At 58.5% G+C, this 17,828-nt stretch carries 18 protein-coding genes; 4 read left to right on the top strand and 14 right to left on the bottom strand.

The genetic code is table 11. The features are described from left to right. Positions 1-9 precede the first annotated feature (9 nt). A complete protein-coding gene (kdgD, locus tag PSEBG33_RS22510) occupies positions 10-921 on the bottom strand; it encodes a 5-dehydro-4-deoxyglucarate dehydratase (protein ID WP_005784786.1) in 912 nt (303 codons plus the stop codon). Positions 922-1,158: 237 nt separating this feature from the next. On the opposite strand from kdgD, the gene PSEBG33_RS22515 reads away from it, so the two are divergent. Then, positions 1,159-2,316 (top strand): hypothetical protein, encoded by a 1,158-nt coding sequence (locus PSEBG33_RS22515; protein ID WP_005784784.1) that lies wholly within the window; start codon positions 1,159-1,161, stop codon positions 2,314-2,316. Between the two features lie 137 nt (positions 2,317-2,453). Here PSEBG33_RS22515 and PSEBG33_RS22520 read toward each other — a convergent pair whose 3' ends face one another. From PSEBG33_RS22520 to rplM, 8 genes are all read right to left on the bottom strand, one after another. Further along, positions 2,454-3,203 carry a FadR/GntR family transcriptional regulator gene (locus tag PSEBG33_RS22520; RefSeq protein ID WP_005784782.1) on the bottom strand — a complete coding sequence of 250 codons (750 nt, stop codon included), beginning with the start codon at positions 3,201-3,203 and terminating at the stop codon, positions 2,454-2,456. Between the two features lie 158 nt (positions 3,204-3,361). After that, positions 3,362-3,781 carry a ClpXP protease specificity-enhancing factor gene (locus tag PSEBG33_RS22525; RefSeq protein ID WP_005784780.1) on the bottom strand — a complete coding sequence of 140 codons (420 nt, stop codon included), beginning with the start codon at positions 3,779-3,781 and terminating at the stop codon, positions 3,362-3,364. 17 nt (positions 3,782-3,798) lie between these two features. Further along, the gene (locus PSEBG33_RS22530; RefSeq protein WP_005784778.1) at positions 3,799-4,416 is read right to left on the bottom strand and encodes a glutathione S-transferase N-terminal domain-containing protein; all 618 of its coding nucleotides are present in this window, start codon (positions 4,414-4,416) and stop codon (positions 3,799-3,801) included. 148 nt (positions 4,417-4,564) lie between these two features. Beyond that, a complete protein-coding gene (locus PSEBG33_RS22535; RefSeq protein ID WP_005784777.1) occupies positions 4,565-5,344 on the bottom strand; it encodes a cytochrome c1 in 780 nt (259 codons plus the stop codon). Next, on the bottom strand, positions 5,344-6,555 hold the full coding sequence (locus PSEBG33_RS22540; RefSeq protein WP_003188526.1) for a cytochrome b: 1,212 nt from the start codon (positions 6,553-6,555) through the stop codon (positions 5,344-5,346). The genes PSEBG33_RS22535 and PSEBG33_RS22540 overlap by 1 nt, the downstream gene beginning before the upstream one ends. After that, positions 6,555-7,148: a ubiquinol-cytochrome c reductase iron-sulfur subunit gene (gene petA / locus PSEBG33_RS22545; protein WP_005784775.1), complete on the bottom strand. Its 594-nt coding sequence runs from the start codon at positions 7,146-7,148 to the stop codon at positions 6,555-6,557. Before petA ends, PSEBG33_RS22540 begins: the two co-directional genes overlap by 1 nt. Before the next feature lie 265 nt (positions 7,149-7,413). Next, positions 7,414-7,806: a 30S ribosomal protein S9 gene (gene rpsI, locus PSEBG33_RS22550; protein ID WP_002555064.1), complete on the bottom strand. Its 393-nt coding sequence runs from the start codon at positions 7,804-7,806 to the stop codon at positions 7,414-7,416. A gap of 14 nt (positions 7,807-7,820) precedes the next feature. Next, positions 7,821-8,249 (bottom strand): 50S ribosomal protein L13, encoded by a 429-nt coding sequence (gene rplM, locus PSEBG33_RS22555; RefSeq protein WP_003171742.1) that lies wholly within the window; start codon positions 8,247-8,249, stop codon positions 7,821-7,823. 249 nt (positions 8,250-8,498) lie between these two features. On the opposite strand from rplM, the gene PSEBG33_RS22560 reads away from it, so the two are divergent. Next, on the top strand, positions 8,499-9,539 hold the full coding sequence (locus PSEBG33_RS22560) for an NADP(H)-dependent aldo-keto reductase (RefSeq protein WP_005784773.1): 1,041 nt from the start codon (positions 8,499-8,501) through the stop codon (positions 9,537-9,539). Between the two features lie 113 nt (positions 9,540-9,652). On the opposite strand, the gene PSEBG33_RS22565 is transcribed toward PSEBG33_RS22560, so the two are convergent. After that, on the bottom strand, positions 9,653-10,789 hold the full coding sequence (locus PSEBG33_RS22565; protein ID WP_005784771.1) for an acyl-CoA dehydrogenase family protein: 1,137 nt from the start codon (positions 10,787-10,789) through the stop codon (positions 9,653-9,655). Positions 10,790-11,033: 244 nt separating this feature from the next. Here PSEBG33_RS22565 and PSEBG33_RS22570 point away from each other — a divergent pair, with 244 nt between their 5' ends. Next, complete coding sequence (locus tag PSEBG33_RS22570; protein WP_177327423.1) at positions 11,034-11,930, top strand: GlxA family transcriptional regulator; 897 nt, start codon at positions 11,034-11,036, stop codon at positions 11,928-11,930. A gap of 138 nt (positions 11,931-12,068) precedes the next feature. Here PSEBG33_RS22570 and zapE read toward each other — a convergent pair whose 3' ends face one another. The 3 genes from zapE to PSEBG33_RS22585 all read right to left on the bottom strand — a co-directional run bounded on the left by zapE (position 12,069) and on the right by PSEBG33_RS22585 (position 15,244). Further along, positions 12,069-13,163, bottom strand: coding sequence for a cell division protein ZapE (gene zapE, locus PSEBG33_RS22575; protein ID WP_005784768.1), 1,095 nt, complete (start codon positions 13,161-13,163; stop codon positions 12,069-12,071). Positions 13,164-13,242: 79 nt separating this feature from the next. Then, a complete protein-coding gene (locus PSEBG33_RS22580) occupies positions 13,243-14,598 on the bottom strand; it encodes a tryptophan--tRNA ligase (protein WP_005784766.1) in 1,356 nt (451 codons plus the stop codon). 16 nt (positions 14,599-14,614) lie between these two features. Continuing rightward, a complete protein-coding gene (locus tag PSEBG33_RS22585; RefSeq protein WP_005784765.1) occupies positions 14,615-15,244 on the bottom strand; it encodes an alpha/beta hydrolase in 630 nt (209 codons plus the stop codon). 146 nt (positions 15,245-15,390) lie between these two features. Between PSEBG33_RS22585 and PSEBG33_RS22590 the strand changes: the two genes are divergently transcribed. Next, positions 15,391-15,828 (top strand): YhcB family protein, encoded by a 438-nt coding sequence (locus PSEBG33_RS22590; protein WP_005784763.1) that lies wholly within the window; start codon positions 15,391-15,393, stop codon positions 15,826-15,828. Between the two features lie 189 nt (positions 15,829-16,017). Here PSEBG33_RS22590 and PSEBG33_RS22595 read toward each other — a convergent pair whose 3' ends face one another. After that, on the bottom strand, positions 16,018-17,742 hold the full coding sequence (locus PSEBG33_RS22595; RefSeq protein ID WP_005784761.1) for an ABC transporter ATP-binding protein/permease: 1,725 nt from the start codon (positions 17,740-17,742) through the stop codon (positions 16,018-16,020). Positions 17,743-17,828 lie beyond the last annotated feature (86 nt).

The following is a 17,828-nucleotide window of genomic DNA, read 5'->3' as shown; positions in this document are numbered from 1 at the left end:
GTGGATAATTTATTGCGCGCCTTGCTTGTCGATCAGCGCGGCCAGGGCTTCGTATTCTTCCGGCAACAGATCGGTCAGCGGCGTACGCACTGGGCCGGCGTCATACCCGACAATTTTCGCGCCGGCCTTGACGATGCTCACTGCGTACCCGGCTTTGCGATTACGGATGTCCAGGTAAGGCAGGAAGAAGTCATCGATGATCTTGTCGACGGTGACGTGATCTTCGCGGGCAATGGCGTGGTAGAAGTCCATGGCGGTTTTCGGGATGAAGTTGAACACCGCCGAGGAGTACACCGGCACTCCAAGGGCTTTGTAGGCCGCGGCGTAAACCTCTGCAGTCGGCAGGCCGCCGAGGTAGCTGAATCGGTCACCCAGGCGGCGACGGATCGACACCATCAGCTCGATATCACCCAGGCCATCCTTGTAGCCGATCAGGTTCGGGCAACGTTCGGCCAGGCGTTCCAACAGCGGCGCGGTCAGGCGGCAGACGTTGCGGTTGTACACCACCACGCCGATCTTGACCGACTTGCACACCGCTTCAACATGGGCAGCAACCCCGTCCTGGCTGGCTTCGGTAAGGTAGTGCGGCAGCAGCAGCAAGCCTTTGGCACCGAGGCGCTCCGCCTCCTGGGCGTACTCGATGGCCTGGCGGGTCGAACCGCCCACACCGGCAAGAATCGGCACGCTGGACGCGCAAGTGTCCACGGCGGTTTTTACCACTTGGGAATATTCGCTGGCAGCGAGGGAAAAAAACTCACCCGTCCCACCGGCTGCGAACAACGCGGTGGCGCCGTAAGGGGCTAGCCATTCGAGGCGCTTGATGTAGCCCGCCTGGTGGAAGTCACCCTGGGCGTTGAAATCGGTCACCGGGAAAGACAGCAGACCGTGGGAGAGGATGGACTTCAGTTCTTGTGGATTCATTATTCGAACACCCTGGGCGAAGACTTTCTGAGGAAAGCGTTGTTGTTGGTTTTGATGATGTCGTACGTCATCGTACAACTATAAAAAGATTCGTCAACTGCAATTCGTTGAGCCTCCGCTCGCACCTGACGTGTGGATTGCAATTCTTGACGTAGGAAATTTCTCACCTATAGTAACTTAAGCTGTATATACATACAGTTAAAAAGGAAGATTTCCACGACATAGCAAGGAGCTAACATGTCAGGTCTTGAACTCGCAGTACCCGAGAAACTCCCGCCAACCCTGCGTTTTGAAGGGGGTGAACACACCGCCATCGGCGATGAAACCCTGCTGCGCTTCGCCAAGGACGCTGCGGCGATTCCTGCACACCAGGTGCAATTGCATCTGCCCAACGGGCTCGCGCTGACCTACGGCCAAGTGATCGCTTTAGGTGGCGATTTCTATGGCATCCCCGGCCAAGCCATCAGCGATGGCGCCTCTGCGGCCGAGCGCGTGCAACGTTTCACTGCAGCCTTCAACTCTCTCGCCGTATTACCCGCCTCACGGGAAGAGGCGCAGAAGATCCTGGCGGTGATGCAAAAGGAAATCAACGCGGTCAAGCAGGCGATCAAGGATGGCAAACAACCCCATGAAGCCTACGACGCACTGGGTGATACGTTGTCGGAGGAGTGGAACCGCATCACGGGTGGCGGCAGCGCTGTTTCGGCCCTGATTCCCTTGGGACGCTACCTCAAGCTGGCAGCGGACAATGCCGATCACTTCGGTGAGTGGGCCTTGTCCGCGTACCTGGCCGGTCACACGACGGCGCTGCAACAAGCGGTTGTGGCCCACCAGACAGGTACCGACCAGGCCCTGGAACTGGCCTATGCGATGAACAGCTTCGCTGATCACTTCTTGACCGACCTGTTTTCCGCCGGGCACCTGCGAGTGCCACGCAAACAGTTGGCAGCCGTTGTGACACCAGGTGAATTGGGTTCGCTGATCAGCCGCTTCATGCACGACGAAGACAGCAAGTTCGGGCTCAAGGTGCGTAATGCCATGGGTGATCAGTGGCATGCCTACGGCGACAAGCGCTACTTCGACAGCATCGACGCCGATAATCGCGTGCAGGTAAAACGTGCGGTGCAGGCTTCGGCAGACGAAATCTTCGAAACCTTCATCAGCGGCGTCGCGCCCTCCCCGGCCAGCTTCAAGGCACCGCTGTATGTGCCCGACCTGAACGCCGCGCAAAACCCGGCGAACAACTTCTCGCCGTTGTTCAAGATGGAGGGGGACAAGGTGCTGCGGCGCAAGGACGTCAATGACCTGAACGACAAACACTGGACCAATGATTGGTGGGGGTGGAGTACGTATCTGTTGCTCAAAGACTACAAGCCCAATCAACCCGCCAGCTAAACAGGCCCGGTATCCAGATAATGGAGGTCAAATGTGGGAGCTGGCTTGCCTGCGATAGCTGTGTGTCAGTCATTGAGTTTGTTACTGAACCACTGCATTCGCAGGCAAGCCAGCTCCCACACGGGATATGGCAAACCTCAGACGCGCTGTGCTTCTGCCTCTTCATGGGCATGGCGCAGCCGCTCACGGCTGTTGGTCAAATGCAGACGCATGGCCGCCCGCGCCGCATCCGAATCCTGGCGGGCAATTGCCTCATAGATTTCTTCGTGTTCGCGGCTCAGGCGGCCCATGTAATGCTGCTGGTCATCATGGGCCAGGCGCGCCGAATTCAAGCGGGTCCGCGGAATGATGCTGGTACCCAGGTGGGTCATGATATCGGTGAAGTAGCGGTTACCGGTAGACAGTGCAATTTCCAGGTGAAAGGCAAAGTCTGACGCCACCGCATCGCCAGCGTGGGCCGCACTTTCATTCAGCGCATCAAGAGCCGCACGCATGGCGGCCAGTTGCGCATCACTGCGACGCAAGGCGGCAAGGCCCGCCGACTCTACTTCCAGACTGATACGCAGCTCCAGAATCGCCAGCACATCACGCAAGGTCACCACGGTGGCCGGGTCAATGCGGAAACCGCTGGGGCTGGGCGTGTCCAGCACAAAGGTGCCGATACCATGGCGGGTCTCGACCTGCCCCGCCGCCTGCAAGCGCGAGATGGCCTCGCGCACCACGGTGCGGCTGACGCCGTGGGCTTCCATGATCGCCGACTCGGTAGGCAATTTATCGCCGCGTTTGAGCTGGCCATCGCGGATCTGCTCGGACAACACCGTGACCAATTCCTGGGCAAGGCTGCGGCGCTTGCGGGGCAGACGTGGAGCGGCGCTGGCGTTTTCCATGATGAACCATCTTTCTCGGCGAACTGAAGACCGCATCATAGCCCATGGTGGTTGTACGATCACCGTTGTGGCGCGACTTTCATCCATATCCTTCACGCAAAAAAATGCCCCGACAAACATCGAGGCATTTTTCACGGGGGGCTGAAGGCAAAATCCGCCTACTTCACCACTTTCAAGCTCGGCCGACCGCTAGGACGCGGCGGCTCGCTGTCCGGTGGCGGTAGATCATCACCGCCTTCACCGTCAATCGTTTCGTCGTCCTCGAAAGGCGACTCCAGATCGAACACCATGCCTTGGCCGTTCTCCCGGGCGTAGATCCCGAGGATGGCACCAATCGGCACGAACAGCGTATGCGGTACGCCACCGAAACGCCCTTCAAAGCTCACCGCTTCGTTGTCCATGTGCAGATGGCGCACGGCACTGGGCGATACGTTCAGCACGATTTGTCCGTCGCTGGCGAAACCCTGTGGCACATCCACCTTGGGAAACTCGGAATTGACCAGCATGTGCGGTGTGCAATCGTTGTCCACAATCCACTCATAGAGCGCGCGGACCAAATAAGGTCGACTGGAGTTCATCAACGGCTCCTTAAGCCTTAGCGCATATCGCGTTCGACACCAGACAGACTCGCCTGGAAAGCCTCACGCGCAAATTGGCGCTCCATGTAATCAAGCAGCGGCTTGGCCGGCCGTGGCAGTTCAATGCCCAGGATCGGCAAGCGCCAGAGTATGGGTAATAGGCAGCAATCCACCAGGCTTTGTTCCTCACTGAGGAAAAAAGGTTTATCGGCGAACAGCGGCGAAACACCGGTCAGGCTTTCGCGTAATTCCTTGCGCGCCTGCACCCGAGCGGCTTCCTTAGAACGCGAATCCAGAATCACATCCACCAGCCCGCACCAGTCACGCTGGATCCGATGGATCAGCAGGCGGCTGTTGGCACGCGCCACCGGGTACACCGGCAGCAAAGGCGGATGCGGGTAACGCTCATCCAAGTATTCCATCACCACGGTTGACTCCCACAACGCCAGGTCACGATCGACCAGGGTGGGCAAGCTGCCGTAAGGGTTCACTTCGATCAGTTTCGGCGGATGACGGCCCGCCTCCACACTGATGATCTCGGCGCTGACACCCTTCTCTGCGAGCACGATGCGTACTCGGTGGGAATAGTGGTCGGCGGGGTCGGAGTAACAGGCCAACCGATTGGTCACGCCCATGGCGGTCCTCCTCGCTTGTTGAAATTATCGAAAGCTCAAAAACGAGCGCGCCCAGAGAGCATCTCTGTAACGTCCGGTCAAACCAGGCGTTACGTGTTCAGAGATGCCGCTGGGCGCGCAAGATTAACAGCAATTGCTTACGGTTGGATCAATGCACATCCTTCCAGTATTCGCGCTTGAGCAGATAAGCGAATACGAAGAAGAAAGCCAGGTACAGCAAGACGTACGTACCGATGCGCTGGTGCTGCAGTTTGACCGGGTTGGCCGAGTAGGCCAGGAAGGTCACCAGATTCTTGACCTTCTCGTCGAACTGCTCTTCGTTCAGCGTACCGGTCTTGGGCACGATGGTCAGTTGATCGCACGCTTCATGAGTCAGCGGCGTGCCGGTCAACGGATCATATTGCTTCTTGCCGTCTTCAACGACCTGAACCTGCTTGCATCCTACCACTTGACGACCCTGCAGGCCGACCAGAACGTTCGGCATGCCGACATTCGGGAAGACTTTGTTGTTCACGCCATAGGGGCGCGCCGGGTCTTCATAGAAGGACTTGAGGTAGCCGTAGAGCCAATCGGTACCGCGTACACGAGCCACCAGGGTCAAGTCGGGCGGTGCGGCGCCGAACCAGGTCTTGGCGTCAGCCGGTTGCATGCCGATGTTCATATGGTCGCCAATCTTGGCGCCAGTGAACACCGCGTGACTGAGCATCACCTCATGGGGAATGCCCAGGTCATCGGCCACACGCTCGTAACGCTGGAACTTGGCGCTGTGGCAGCCCATGCAGTAGTTGGTGAAGGTACGCAGCCCATCCTGCATGGCGGCCTTGTCAGACACATCGATATCGACTTTTTCCAGCTGCGCGCCATGCTCGGCGGCGAAGGACAGTAGCGGCAGAGCCGCAAGCACGAATGCAACGAATAATTTTTTCATCAGCCAGTCACCCTTTCCGGAACCGGTTTGGTCTTCTCGAGCCGGGTATAGAACGGCATCAGAATGAAGTAGGCGAAGTACAGGAAGGTGCAGACCTGCGACAGCAACGTACGCTCGGGGGTCGGCGCCAGCACGCCTAGCACACCCAGGATCACGAACGAAATGCAGAACACCCACAGCCAGATCTTGCTCAGCCAGCCTTTGTAGCGCATCGACTTGACCGGGCTCCGATCGAGCCACGGCAGCACGAACAGCACCGCGATGGCTGCGCCCATGGCGATCACGCCCATGAGTTTGTCGGGGATCGCACGCAAGATCGCGTAGAACGGCGTGAAGTACCAGACCGGGGCAATATGCTCGGGCGTCTTGAAGGCGTTGGCCTGTTCGAAGTTAGGTTTCTCCAGGAAATAACCACCCATCTCCGGGAAAAAGAACACGATCGAGCAGAACACAAACAGGAACACCACTACGCCGACAATGTCTTTCACGGTGTAGTAAGGGTGGAATGGAATGCCGTCGAGCGGGATGCCGTTCTCATCCTTGTGCTTCTTGATGTCCACACCATCAGGGTTATTGGAACCCACTTCGTGCAGTGCCAGGATGTGCAGTACCACAAGGCCCAGGATCACGATCGGCAGGGCCACCACGTGCAAGGCGAAGAAGCGGTTCAGGGTGATGCCGGAGATCAGGTAGTCGCCACGTATCCACTGGGTCAGGTCGTTGCCGATCACCGGGATTGCACCGAACAGCGAGATGATCACCTGGGCGCCCCAGTACGACATCTGGCCCCATGGCAGCAGGTAGCCCATGAAGGCTTCGGCCATCAGCGCCAGGTAGATCAACATGCCAAACACCCACACCAGCTCGCGGGGCTTCTGGTATGAACCGTAGAGCAGACCGCGGAACATGTGCAGGTAGACGACGATGAAGAACGCTGATGCGCCTGTGGAGTGCAGCAGGCGCAGGATCGAGCCGTACTCGACGTCGCGCATGATGTATTCGACGGAAGCAAAGGCCTCTTCCGCCGACGGGGTGTAGCTCATCGTCAACCACACGCCGGTGACGATCTGGTTGACCAGCACCAACAAGGCCAGGGAGCCAAAGAAGTAGAAGAAGTTGAAGTTTTTTGGCGCGTAATATTTGCTGAGATGGTCTTCCCACATTTTGGTGGCGGGGAAGCGCGCATCCACCCAATCCATGAACTTGCTCATCACGCGTTCTCCTTGTCGAGGCCAATGACTATGAGGTCGTCAGTTTCGTAGGTATGCGGAGGCACGGGCAGGTTCAATGGAGCAGGCTGGGATTTGTAGACACGGCCAGCGAGGTCGTAGTGCGAGCCGTGGCAGGGGCAGAAATAACCACCGACCCAATCCTTGCCCAGATCGACAGGGGCCACTTCCGGGCGGAAGGTAGGCGAGCAACCCAAGTGTGTACACAGACCAACCAGCAACAGGATCTCTGGCTTGATCGAACGCATTTCGTTCTTGGCGTAGGCGGGCTGATCGGAATTTTCGGATGTCGGGTCAGACAACTGGCCTTCGATCTTTTTCAGATTCCCCAGGATTTCCTCAGTACGGCGAACAATGAAAACCGGCTGGCCGCGCCATTCAGCAATCATCTGCTGACCTGGCTCGATCTTGCTGACATTCACCTTCACCGGTGCACCTGCGGCTTTCGCCTTGGCACTGGGAAACCATGACCCCACGAACGGGACCGCAGCCCCCACCGCTCCTGCAGCACCCACCACGGATGTGGCTGCTACCAAGAAGCGACGCCGGCCTGCATTCACGCCGTCATTGCTCATTCAGTCCTCTCCCATCAGCTTTTTGGCCTGTTAAATCAGGCGTCTACTAAGTGTTGAATCTTTACTTATAAAAATTTTGACGGATGGTAATGAAAAGCCCCACGTATGACAAGGGAATTGCCCGGGCCTCCGCCCTCAGGCCTTGTAGTATAGGGGGTCTACGGATGTGGCAAGTTGTCACGGCGAAAAATGTGCATAAATCGCAGGCAATAAAAAACGCCCAGCTCCGTGAGGAGGCTGGGCGTTTTCTGGAACGTAAAGCGAATTAACGCTTCGAGTACTGCGGACGCTTACGCGCTTTACGCAGACCGACTTTCTTACGTTCAACTTCACGAGCATCGCGAGTAACGAAGCCAGCTTTGCGCAGAGCGCCACGCAGGGTTTCGTCGTACTGCATCAGAGCGCGAGTGATACCGTGGCGGATTGCGCCAGCTTGACCACTTACACCGCCACCGATAACGGTGACGTAGATGTCGAACTTTTCAACGGTCTCGGTCAATTCCAGCGGTTGACGAACTACCATGCGGGCAGTTTCGCGACCGAAGAAGTTGTCCAGGGAGCGGTTGTTGATCGAGATGTTACCAGTGCCCGGACGCAGGAAAACGCGTGCGGTTGCGGTTTTGCGACGGCCAGTGCCGTAATTTTGAGTCGCCGACATAATGAACTATTCCGTTAAAACTTCAGTTCTTGGGGCTGCTGAGCAGCATGAGGGTGTACAGCGCCCGCATAGACTTTCAGCTTGCGAAACATATCGCGACCCAGTGGGCCCTTCGGCAGCATGCCTTTGACCGCGATTTCGATCGGGGCTTCAGGCTTCTTGGAGATCAGGCCTTCAAAGTTGGAAGACTTGATACCGCCTGGGAAACCGGAGTGACGGTAGTACATTTTGTCTTGCGCTTTGTTGCCGGTAACACGTACCTGCTCAGCGTTGATGATCACGATGTAGTCACCGGTATCAACGTGCGGGGTGTATTCAGGCTTGTGCTTGCCACGCAGACGGCTGGCGACTTCAGTGGCCAGACGACCCAGGGTCTGACCAGCGGCGTCGACGACAAACCAGTCGCGCTGAACTGTTTCCGGTTTTGCAGTAAAAGTTGTCATTCTTTAATAGCCTCAGGGGCCGCCCTGTAAATTAGACGGCGGATCTTACTGAATAGTGCGTACTTTGACAAGTCAAAGGCAGCCGGATACAGACGCTATCGGGGGCTCGGGTCGGCGCGTCCGTTCAACGGCAAGATTCTTCGGCAGGCGGCGCATCACTTCCACTGCAGAAAGAGGTGGGCAATTATGCAGATTGCGAAAAAAAATTCAACCTGCTTTTATGATTGTTTTCCCCTGAAGGAGTACCCGATGGATTACCGACAGCTGGGCCGCACCGATCTGAACGTCAGCGCCATTGCGTTGGGCACCATGACCTGGGGCGAGCAGAACAGCGAGGCAGAGGCTTTCGCGCAGATCGAACGGGCCAAGGGCGCGGGGATCAACTTCCTCGATACCGCAGAAATGTACCCGGTACCGCCCAAGGCCGACACCTATGCCACCACCGAACGCTACATCGGCAACTATTTCAAAAGCCGTGGCGACCGCGCCGACTGGATACTCGCCAGCAAGATCGCCGGCCCCGGCAACACGATTGACTACATCCGCGATGGCTACCTGCGTCACAACCGCAAGCACATCACCCAGGCGCTCGACGCCAGCCTCAAGCGCCTGCAGACCGACTGGATCGACCTCTACCAACTGCACTGGCCGGAACGCAGCACCAATTTCTTCGGCCAACTGAGCTACAGGCACAAGGACGAAGACGACCTCACCCCCCTGGAAGAAACCCTCGAAGCCCTGGATGAACAGGTCAAGGCCGGCAAGATCCGCCACATCGGCCTGTCCAACGAAACCCCATGGGGCACCATGAAGTTCCTCGCCCTGGCCGAAGCCCGTGGCTGGCCGCGCGCGGTGTCGATCCAGAACCCCTACAACCTGCTCAACCGCAGCTTTGAAGTGGGCCTGGCGGAAATCGCCATCCGTGAGCAGTGCGGTTTGCTGGCCTACTCACCGCTGGCGTTCGGCATGCTCAGCGGCAAGTACGAAGGCGGCGCACGGCCGGCCAAGGCGCGCCTGACCGAGTACAGCCGCTTCAGCCGCTACTTCAACCCGCAGTCGGAGGCGGCGTGCAGCCGGTATGTGGCACTGGCACGCGAACACGGCCTGGACCCGGCGCAGATGGCGCTGGCGTTTGTGACGCAGCAGCCGTTTGTGACCAGCAATATTATTGGTGCCACCAGCCTTGAGCAGTTGGACAGCAATATTGCCAGTGCTGATCTGAAACTGTCGAAAGAGGTGCTGGAAGGAATTGAGGCGATTCAAAAGGATCATCCGAATCCGGCGCCTTGATTGACCTTCAGGCCGCCATCGCAGGCAAGCCAGCTCCTACATTTTGATCTGTGAATACCGTCAAATGTGGGAGCTGGCTTGCCTGCGATGAGGCCATCAAGAGCACCAGACAATCAAAGCGCCCGCGCAATAATCTCCTTCATGATCTCATTGGTCCCCGCATAAATACGCTGCACCCGCGCATCCGCCCACGCCCGGGCAATCGGGTACTCCCACATGAAGCCGTAGCCGCCGTGCAACTGCACGCACTCATCGAGCACCTTGCATTGCAGGTCCGTGGCCCAGTACTTGGCCATCGCCGCTGTCGGCACATCCAGCTTGCCTTCCAGGTGCAGTGCCATGCATTTATCCACAAACACACGGCCGATCTGAATCTCGGTAGCCATCTCGGCCAGCTTGAATCGGGTGTTCTGGAAGTCGGCAATCGCCTTGCCGAACGCCTTGCGCTCGCGGGTGTAGTCCAGGGTCCATTGCAATGCCGCTTCGGCTGAAGACAGCGCACCTATCGCCACGGTCAAACGCTCTTGAGGCAGCTCCTGCATCAGGTATGCGAAGCCCATACCGGCCTGGCCCAGCAAGTTTTCCTTGGGCACCCGCACGTCCTGGAAAAACAACTCCGAGGTGTCCTGGGCCTTCATGCCGACTTTCTCCAGGCGCTTGCCCTTGTCGAAACCGGGCGTGCCAGCCTCCACCAGAAACAGGCTGGTGCCCTTGGCGCCGGCCTTGGGATCGGTCTTGGCGACTACGATCACCAGATCGGCCAGGTAACCGTTGGTGATAAAGGTCTTGGAGCCGTTGATGACGTACTCATCGCCGTCCAGCACTGCCGTGGTCTTGACCCCTTGCAGATCGGAACCGGCGCCCGGCTCGGTCATGGCAATTGCCGTGACCATCTCCCCGCTGATCAACTTGGGCAGGTATTTGTGCTTAAGCGCTTCACTGCCGTAATGCAGGATGTAGGGCGCGACGATATCCGAATGCAGGGAAAAACCGATGCCGGTCAACCCCAGGCGGCTGACTTCTTCGATCACTACCGCGCTGTAGAGGAAATCTGCGCCCAGGCCGCCATATTCCTCCGGCAGGTGGGAACACAACATGCCCGCCTCCCCCGCCTGGTTCCACAGGCTACGATCGATATAGCCCTGCTTTTCCCATTGCCCATGAAAGGGCGCGGCGTGTTTTTCGAGGAAGGTGCGCACGCTCTCGCGGAAGAGTTCGTGCTCCGAGCTGAACAAGGTTCTGGGGATCATGAGTCACCTGCGTGGATTGTCGGACAAGGACGAGCCCACAGAGCCTATGCCCCGATGGCGTCACGGGACACTGGACACATGCGACAAAAAATAAGACGATCCAGCCGTCTGGTGACCACTTTCCCCTATAAGAATAAATGAAATTATGTCTAACCAAATCTCCACGCCCTTGCGGCGCGTCAGCATTTTGGCCATTGATCGGGTATTCGCTTCCACCCTCATGCAAGCCAAGGACTTCTTCCATCTGGCCAGCCTGCGTTACGGTAAACAGCAGGGCCTGGGCTTGACCCCAGGGTTCGATACGCGTCTGGTCAGCCCCGACGGGCAGTCAGTGCGCAGCTTCAGCGATGTGATCATGCCGGTGGACGGCGGCCTGGAAGATGCCGATATCATCGTGCTGCCGGCCTTCTGGGACGACTTCGACGCCCTGTGCACCCGCTACCCGCAAGTGTTGCCGTGGCTGCGCGAACAACACGCCCGCGGCGCCGTGCTGTGCGGTGAAGCCACCGGGGTGTTCTGGCTGGCCGAAGCCGGGCTGCTCGATGGCAAGGAGGCGACCACCTACTGGCGGTTCTTCAATGCTTTCAGCGAGCGCTTCCCCAAGGTGCAGCTCAACCAGGACAAGCACCTGACCGATGCCGATAACTTGTATTGCGCCGGCGGCACCACCTCGGCCTGTGACCTCTACATCTACCTGATCGAACGCTTCTGCGGCGCCAACATCGCCCAGGCCGTGGCCCGTGACATCCTCTATGAGGTGCAGCGCAGCTATTCGCCGGGGCGTATCGGTTTTGGCGGCCAGAAGCTGCACCAGGACGTGATCATCCTGCAGATCCAGCACTGGCTCGAAGAACACTTTGCCGACAAGTTCCGCTTCGAAGACGTGGCCCGGGAACACGGCATGAGCATCCGCAACTTCATGCGGCGCTTCCAGACCGCCACCGGTGACAAGCCGCTGCATTACCTGCAACGGTTGCGCATCGAGACGGCAAAGGGCCTGCTCTCAGGCAGCCGCAAGAGCATCAAGACCATCAGTTATGAGGTGGGTTACGACGATGCGAGTTTCTTTGCGCGGTTGTTCAGGCAGCACACGGAGTTGTCGCCGAATCAGTACAGACAGCAATTCCAACAGGCTGCCTGACCTCAGACCAACACAAACCACTGTGGGAGCTGGCTTGCCTGCGATGGCGGTGTATCAGCCAGCCTATAGTTGACTGATACACCGCCATCGCGGGCAAGCCCGGCTCCCACATTGGATCTCCATTGAGCTGGAGATTGATTAAGGCTTGTGTCCGCGCGACAGGAACTCGTGGGACTGCATTTCAAGCAGGCGGCTCAAGGTGCGCTGGAATTCGAAGTTCAAGCGACCGCCGGTGTACAGGTCCTTGAGCTCGACTTCCGCCGAGATGATCAACTTGACGTTGCGGTCGTAGAACTCGTCGACCATGTTGATAAACCGCCGCGCAATATCGTCGGTGGTCACGCCCATCTGCTCGACGCCGCTCAAGATCACCGCGTGGAAGATCTTGCCCAGCTCAATGTAGTCGTTCTGGCTGCGCGGGCCGTCGCACAGTTGGCGGAACTCGAACCAGGCCACGTCATCGCAGGTACGCAAGGCGATGATTTCGCGGTTCTCGATCATCAGCTTGTCGTTTTCCACCGCCTGGGTGCATTCCGGCGTCAGCGCGCGGAAGCTTTTTTTCAGGCTGTCGTGCGCCGCCTGGTTCAGCGGGAAGTGGAACAGCTCGGCTTGCTCCAGGTGGCGCAGGCGGTAATCGACGCCGCTGTCGACGTTGACGATATCGGTATTCTGCTTGATCAGCGCAATGGCCGGCAGGAAGCGCGCACGCTGCAGGCCGTCCTTGTACAAACCGTCGGGCACGATGTTCGACGTGGCAACCAGGGTCACACCGTTCTTGAACAGCTCTTCCATCAGCGTGCCGAGGATCATGGCGTCGGTGATGTCGGAGACGAAGAACTCATCAAAGCAGATCACCCGCGCTTCTTGGGAGAAGCGCTTGGCGATGATGGTCAGCGGGTTTTTCTCGCCCGGCAGGGTTTTCATCTCTTCGTGCACGCGCTTCATGAAGCGGTGGAAGTGAGTACGGACCTTTTCCTTGAATGGCAGCGCTTCAAAGAAGGTGTCTACCAGATAAGTCTTGCCCCGGCCGACGCCCCCCCAAAAGTACAGGCCCTTGACCGGCGTATGGTCTTTCTTGCCAAACAGCTTGCTGAACATCCCCGGCTTGCTTTGCGAGGCCGCGACCAGATCGTCGTACAGGCGCTGCAAATGACGCACAGCATTTTCCTGGGCCGCGTCATGGAAGAATTCAGGGCGTTTCAGATCAGCTTGATATCGTTCTAGGGGCGTCATAATTTCGTTAGCAAGGCAACAAAAACGGGCCGACACTGTAACGACGGCCCTGGAGAATGGCAATCAACCCTTGGTCGGGTTAATCCTCGATTGGAGTCAACGCAGCGCGCAAGGCTTCGATGGCCGCGTCACGCGATGCTTGATCGGCGTACTCGGCACTGTCAGCCACGGCGGCGCCGTCCAGCCATACGCTGAAGCTCAGAGCCTGCGCACGCACGTCCAGCGCATCACCACTTTGCAATTGTTTGGTCACAGCGCCAGCCGCTTTGCCATCGGTAAAGTTGCGCGATAGCAGCAGTTGCTCACCATCAGCGGCCAGCAGGCGAAAGCGGAAGCTGCCATCGTCTTCACGAAAACTCACAAAACGCGCAGCCTTCGCCGCTTTTTTCTTGGTGGCAGCCGGCGCCGCAGCCTGGTTGATGAACGAACGCAGGCCCACTGCTTCACGCAGTTCGGCGAGGAATGGCGCGGCCACGGCACGGGCTTTCTTGGCTCCGACCAGCAGCAGGTCTTCCATATCGGAGGGGCGCGACATCAGTTGGTGGTAACGCTCGCGCGCTTCACCAAGTTGGCCGTCGAGCAGCTGGAACAGACGATTCTTCGCCTCGCCCCAGCCCAGGCCTTGCAGCAGCTCACCACGGAATTCTTCTTCCTGCGCCTTGGTCGCGAACGCCTGGTACAGGGTGAACAGGTGCGAATTGTCCGGGTCCTTGGCTTCGCCCGGCGCACGCGAGTCGGTCACGATCCGCGAGATCGCGTCTTTCATGTCCTTGGCGCTGGTGAACAACGGGATGGTGTTGTCGTAGCTCTTGGACATCTTGCGGCCATCCAGGCCCGGCAAGGTGGCGACGCTTTCTTCGATCAGCGCCTCGGGCATGGTGAAGAACTCTTTACCGTTGCCGAACAAGTGGTTGAAACGCTGGCCGATGTCGCGAGCCATTTCCACGTGCTGGATCTGGTCGCGACCGACTGGCACCTTGTGCGCGTTGAACATCAGGATGTCAGCGGCCATCAGCACCGGGTAGCTGTACAGGCCCATGCTGATGCCCGCATCCGGGTCTTCGCCGTTTTCCACGTTCTTGTCCACCGACGCCTTGTACGCATGGGCGCGGTTGAGCAGGCCCTTGGCGGCAACGCAGGTCAGCAGCCAGGTCAGCTCGGGAATCTCCGGGATGTCCGACTGGCGATAGAAGGTCACACGGTTCACATCCAGGCCACCGGCCAGCCAGGTCGCGGCGATTTCCATGCGCGAGCGCTGGATGCGCTGCGGGTCGTCGCACTTGATCAGCGCGTGGTAGTCGGCCAGGAAGTAGAAGGAGTCGGCATTCGCGTCTTCGCTGGCGAGGATCGCCGGGCGGATCGCACCGGCGTAGTTGCCCAGGTGCGGCGTGCCGGTGGTGGTAATGCCGGTGAGGATTCGGGTACGGGTCGTCATGGGTGATCGCTTGTCATCAATTCGAAAGGCGTGGCAGCACCAGATCCTTGAGATCGGTCAGCTTGCCATGAAAAAAGTGTCCGCATTCTGCCACTTTCAGCAACTCATGGGGGCGTTTCAGGGCGGCGGACCAGTCGTAGACCAGTTGCGGGTCGACCACTTCATCGCTTTCCGGTTGGATCAGGGTCAACGGGCAGCCTTGGGGCAACACATCTGCATCGCCAAGGCGCATCACGGCGGCAGCCACCATAAACAGGTGCGCAAGCTTTTCACCCTTGGCCTCCAGACGGCCGCCGAGACTGGCCGCGACATAGCCACCGAAGGAAAAACCCAACAAGGTGATCGGCAGTTCGGGATGTTTTGCCCGCAGCCAGGTGACGGCCGCTTCGGCATCGTCGACCTCACCACTGGCCATATCGTGTGTACCGGCGCTGGCACCGACGCCACGATAATTGAAACGCAAAGTAATCAAACCGGCATCGCGCGCAGTGCGTTGCAGGGTCGACACCACTTTATTGAGCATGGTCCCACCCTGCACCGGGTTAGGGTGGCAGATCAGCGCCAGGCCACGTGGTTCGGGGTGATCCAGGTACAAGGCTTCCAATTGGCCCACCGGGCCATCGATCAAAACGGGGGTTTCACGCATGAGCAAGGATGAACTCCGTGACCTCTCAAGGGGTCGACTCGTCTAGCTAAAAGTCTGTGCATGGCATCATTGCGAGCTTAATCGCGGTATACAGCGCAGGTTTGAGCCGTTAACGTAAAGCAAAGCCGTTTATAGAGGAAGGACTCGTGGAACACTCGCTCTTAGTTTGGTTGTTGCCGACTCTTGCCCTGGTTGCCGGTGTCGCCATTGGATTCCTGGTTGCCCGCCTGCTGCCGAATGCCGCGCCTAACCGCACGCAGCGTCAGCTGGATGACATTCAGGAACGTTTTGACAGTTATCAGAACGAGGTTGTTACCCACTTCAACAGCACCGCGACCCTGGTCAAGAAGCTCACCCAGAGCTACCAGGAAGTACAGGATCACCTCGCCGAAGGCGCTAATCGCCTGGCCCTCGACGACATCACCCGCCAGCGCCTGCTGGCTGCGCTGCATTCCGATGCACCGCAAACCCCACGGGAACGCCTGACCCCGCCACGGGAAAACCAGGAGCCACCACGGGACTACGCGCCAAAGACGCCGAACGCCCCAGGGATGCTGGATGAGCATTACGGCTTGAAGAAGTAAGTCGTCCTCAAGCAACAAAAAGCCCGGCTGATCGATGATCAGCCGGGCTTTTTTTGGGCGCCACTTCAAGAACAATGCAGATCAATGTGGGAGGGGGCTTGCTCCCGATAGCGGTGGATCAGCCAATGCATCTGTTACTGACAGGCCGCCCTCGGGAGCAAGCCCCCCCCACACTTACCGAGCGTGAGCTTAAGTAAGCTGTTGCTCCTGCAACCGCCCACCCTCGATGCGCACATGCCGCCCATGGAAACGCTTGAGGCTGCTGCGGTGGCCGACGCTGACGATGCTCAATCCCGGCAATTCATCGATCAATGCCTGGTACAAGGTTGCCTCATCTTCTTCATCCATCGCCGAGGTCGCTTCATCCATATACAGCCACTGCGGTGCGAACAACAACGCACGGGCAAAGGCCAGGCGCTGTTGCTCACCCGGCGAAAGCATGCGTTGCCAGTGGTTGGCTTCATCCAGGCGATTGACCAGGTGCGGCAGGCGGCAGGTTTGCAGGACCTGTGCATAACGTTCTGCCGGATAGACGCTGTCGTCTTGTGGATAACTCAGCACCGCCTTGAGCGTACCAATCGGCAGGTAAGGCTTCTGCGGCAGGAACAGGTAGCGCGTCGCCGGCAACCGAATGCTGCCATGACCTGCGGGCCAAAGATGGCCCATCGCCCGCAGCAAGGTGCTCTTGCCGCTACCGGAACGCCCGCTGAGCATCACGCGCTGACCAGGCTCCACGGTCATGTCGGCGTCGGTGAGCAGGTGACGGCCGTCGGCCAGGTCCATGCCCAGATCCGTGATCTCCAGGCGCTCGCCGTCAGGGCGTACATCGATGGCCGGGGCTCGCTGCTCGTTGTCGCTCATGGCTTGCTGGAAACTCAGCAGACGATCACTGGTGGCGCGCCATGTCGCCAGTTCCGAGTAGGCGTTGATAAACCAGCTGAAGTTTTCCTGCACGTTGCCAAATGCCGAGTTGATTTGCATCAGCTCGCCCAGCTCGATCTTGCCGCTGAAGTAGCGCGGCGCGGCCACGATAAACGGGAAGATGATCGCAATCTGGCTGTAGCCGGCGGTGAAAAAGGTCAGGCGCTTGGACACTTTCATGATGTCCCAGAAGTTGTGCCAGACCTTGCCGAAGCGCGTACTCAGGCGCTGCCTTTCATTCGGCTCGCCGTTGTACAGGGCAATGCTCTCTGCATTCTCACGCACCCGCACCATGGAAAAACGCAAGTCTGCCTCGAAGCGTTGCTGCTGGTTGCTCAGGCCGATCAAGCGGCGGCCGATCAGGTGCGTCAGCCAACTGCCCACGGCGGCGTACAGCAACGCGCACCAGAACATATAGCCGGGGATGGTGATGCCAAACACTTCGATGCTGCCCGATACGCCCCACAGGATGATCGAGAACGACACCAGGCTGACCACATTACGCAGTAACCCAAGGCCGAGGCTCAAGGTGCCGGAGGTGAAGTTGTTGAGGTCTTCGGAAATCCGCTGATCTGGGTTGTCGGTATAACCACCCTGTTCCAGCTGGTAGTAATTCTTGTGGGCCAGCCACCGGGTGAAGTGTTGTTCGGTGAGCCAGGCGCGCCAGCGGATCGTCAGCATCTGGGTCAGATAGAGACGGTAGACCGCGCCGAGAATCGCCACCGCCGCAATGCCGCCGAAATAACCTATCAGTTGCCAGAAGGCGGCGGTGTCCTTCTTCTCCAGGGCGTTGTAGAAATCCTTGTACCAGTGATTGATCCACACGGAAATCGCCACGCTGAACAGCGACAGGCCAATCACTGCAGCCAGCAACAGCCAGGCCCTGCCCTTCTCTTCGCTGCGCCAATAAGGCGTGATCATGGCCCAGGTTCGGCGGAAGAATTGCCCACGCACCGCATCGTTGACCGCGCAATATTCAGCGTTCTGATTCATTGTTCAGGCTCGGTAGGAAAACATCACAGGCGTTTGAACCGATCATAGGTGATCGGTTCGTGCATCCGTGCAGCCTGAAGCAGGTT

Source organism: Pseudomonas synxantha BG33R (genome assembly GCF_000263715.2).
Taxonomy (GTDB): Bacteria; Pseudomonadota; Gammaproteobacteria; order Pseudomonadales; family Pseudomonadaceae; genus Aquipseudomonas; species Aquipseudomonas synxantha_A.
This window is presented reverse-complemented; position numbering and strand designations above follow the sequence as displayed.

Excerpts from the sequence above, each read along its gene's own strand:
- PSEBG33_RS22595 (WP_005784761.1), bottom strand. The coding sequence starts at position 17,742 with ATGAATCAGAACGCTGAATATTGCGCGGTCAACGATGCGGTGCGTGGG.
- PSEBG33_RS22515 (WP_005784784.1), top strand. The coding sequence starts at position 1,159 with ATGTCAGGTCTTGAACTCGCAGTACCCGAGAAACTCCCGCCAACCCTG.
- kdgD (WP_005784786.1), bottom strand. The coding sequence starts at position 921 with ATGAATCCACAAGAACTGAAGTCCATCCTCTCCCACGGTCTGCTGTCT.
- PSEBG33_RS22560 (WP_005784773.1), top strand. The coding sequence starts at position 8,499 with ATGGATTACCGACAGCTGGGCCGCACCGATCTGAACGTCAGCGCCATT.
- rplM (WP_003171742.1), bottom strand. The coding sequence starts at position 8,249 with ATGACAACTTTTACTGCAAAACCGGAAACAGTTCAGCGCGACTGGTTT.
- petA (WP_005784775.1), bottom strand. The coding sequence starts at position 7,148 with ATGAGCAATGACGGCGTGAATGCAGGCCGGCGTCGCTTCTTGGTAGCA.
- PSEBG33_RS22585 (WP_005784765.1), bottom strand. The coding sequence starts at position 15,244 with ATGCGTGAAACCCCCGTTTTGATCGATGGCCCGGTGGGCCAATTGGAA.
- PSEBG33_RS22540 (WP_003188526.1), bottom strand. The coding sequence starts at position 6,555 with ATGAGCAAGTTCATGGATTGGGTGGATGCGCGCTTCCCCGCCACCAAA.
- PSEBG33_RS22525 (WP_005784780.1), bottom strand. The coding sequence starts at position 3,781 with ATGAACTCCAGTCGACCTTATTTGGTCCGCGCGCTCTATGAGTGGATT.
- PSEBG33_RS22535 (WP_005784777.1), bottom strand. The coding sequence starts at position 5,344 with ATGAAAAAATTATTCGTTGCATTCGTGCTTGCGGCTCTGCCGCTACTG.
- PSEBG33_RS22520 (WP_005784782.1), bottom strand. The coding sequence starts at position 3,203 with ATGGAAAACGCCAGCGCCGCTCCACGTCTGCCCCGCAAGCGCCGCAGC.
- PSEBG33_RS22565 (WP_005784771.1), bottom strand. The coding sequence starts at position 10,789 with ATGATCCCCAGAACCTTGTTCAGCTCGGAGCACGAACTCTTCCGCGAG.
- zapE (WP_005784768.1), bottom strand. The coding sequence starts at position 13,163 with ATGACGCCCCTAGAACGATATCAAGCTGATCTGAAACGCCCTGAATTC.
- PSEBG33_RS22530 (WP_005784778.1), bottom strand. The coding sequence starts at position 4,416 with ATGGGCGTGACCAATCGGTTGGCCTGTTACTCCGACCCCGCCGACCAC.
- rpsI (WP_002555064.1), bottom strand. The coding sequence starts at position 7,806 with ATGTCGGCGACTCAAAATTACGGCACTGGCCGTCGCAAAACCGCAACC.
- PSEBG33_RS22580 (WP_005784766.1), bottom strand. The coding sequence starts at position 14,598 with ATGACGACCCGTACCCGAATCCTCACCGGCATTACCACCACCGGCACG.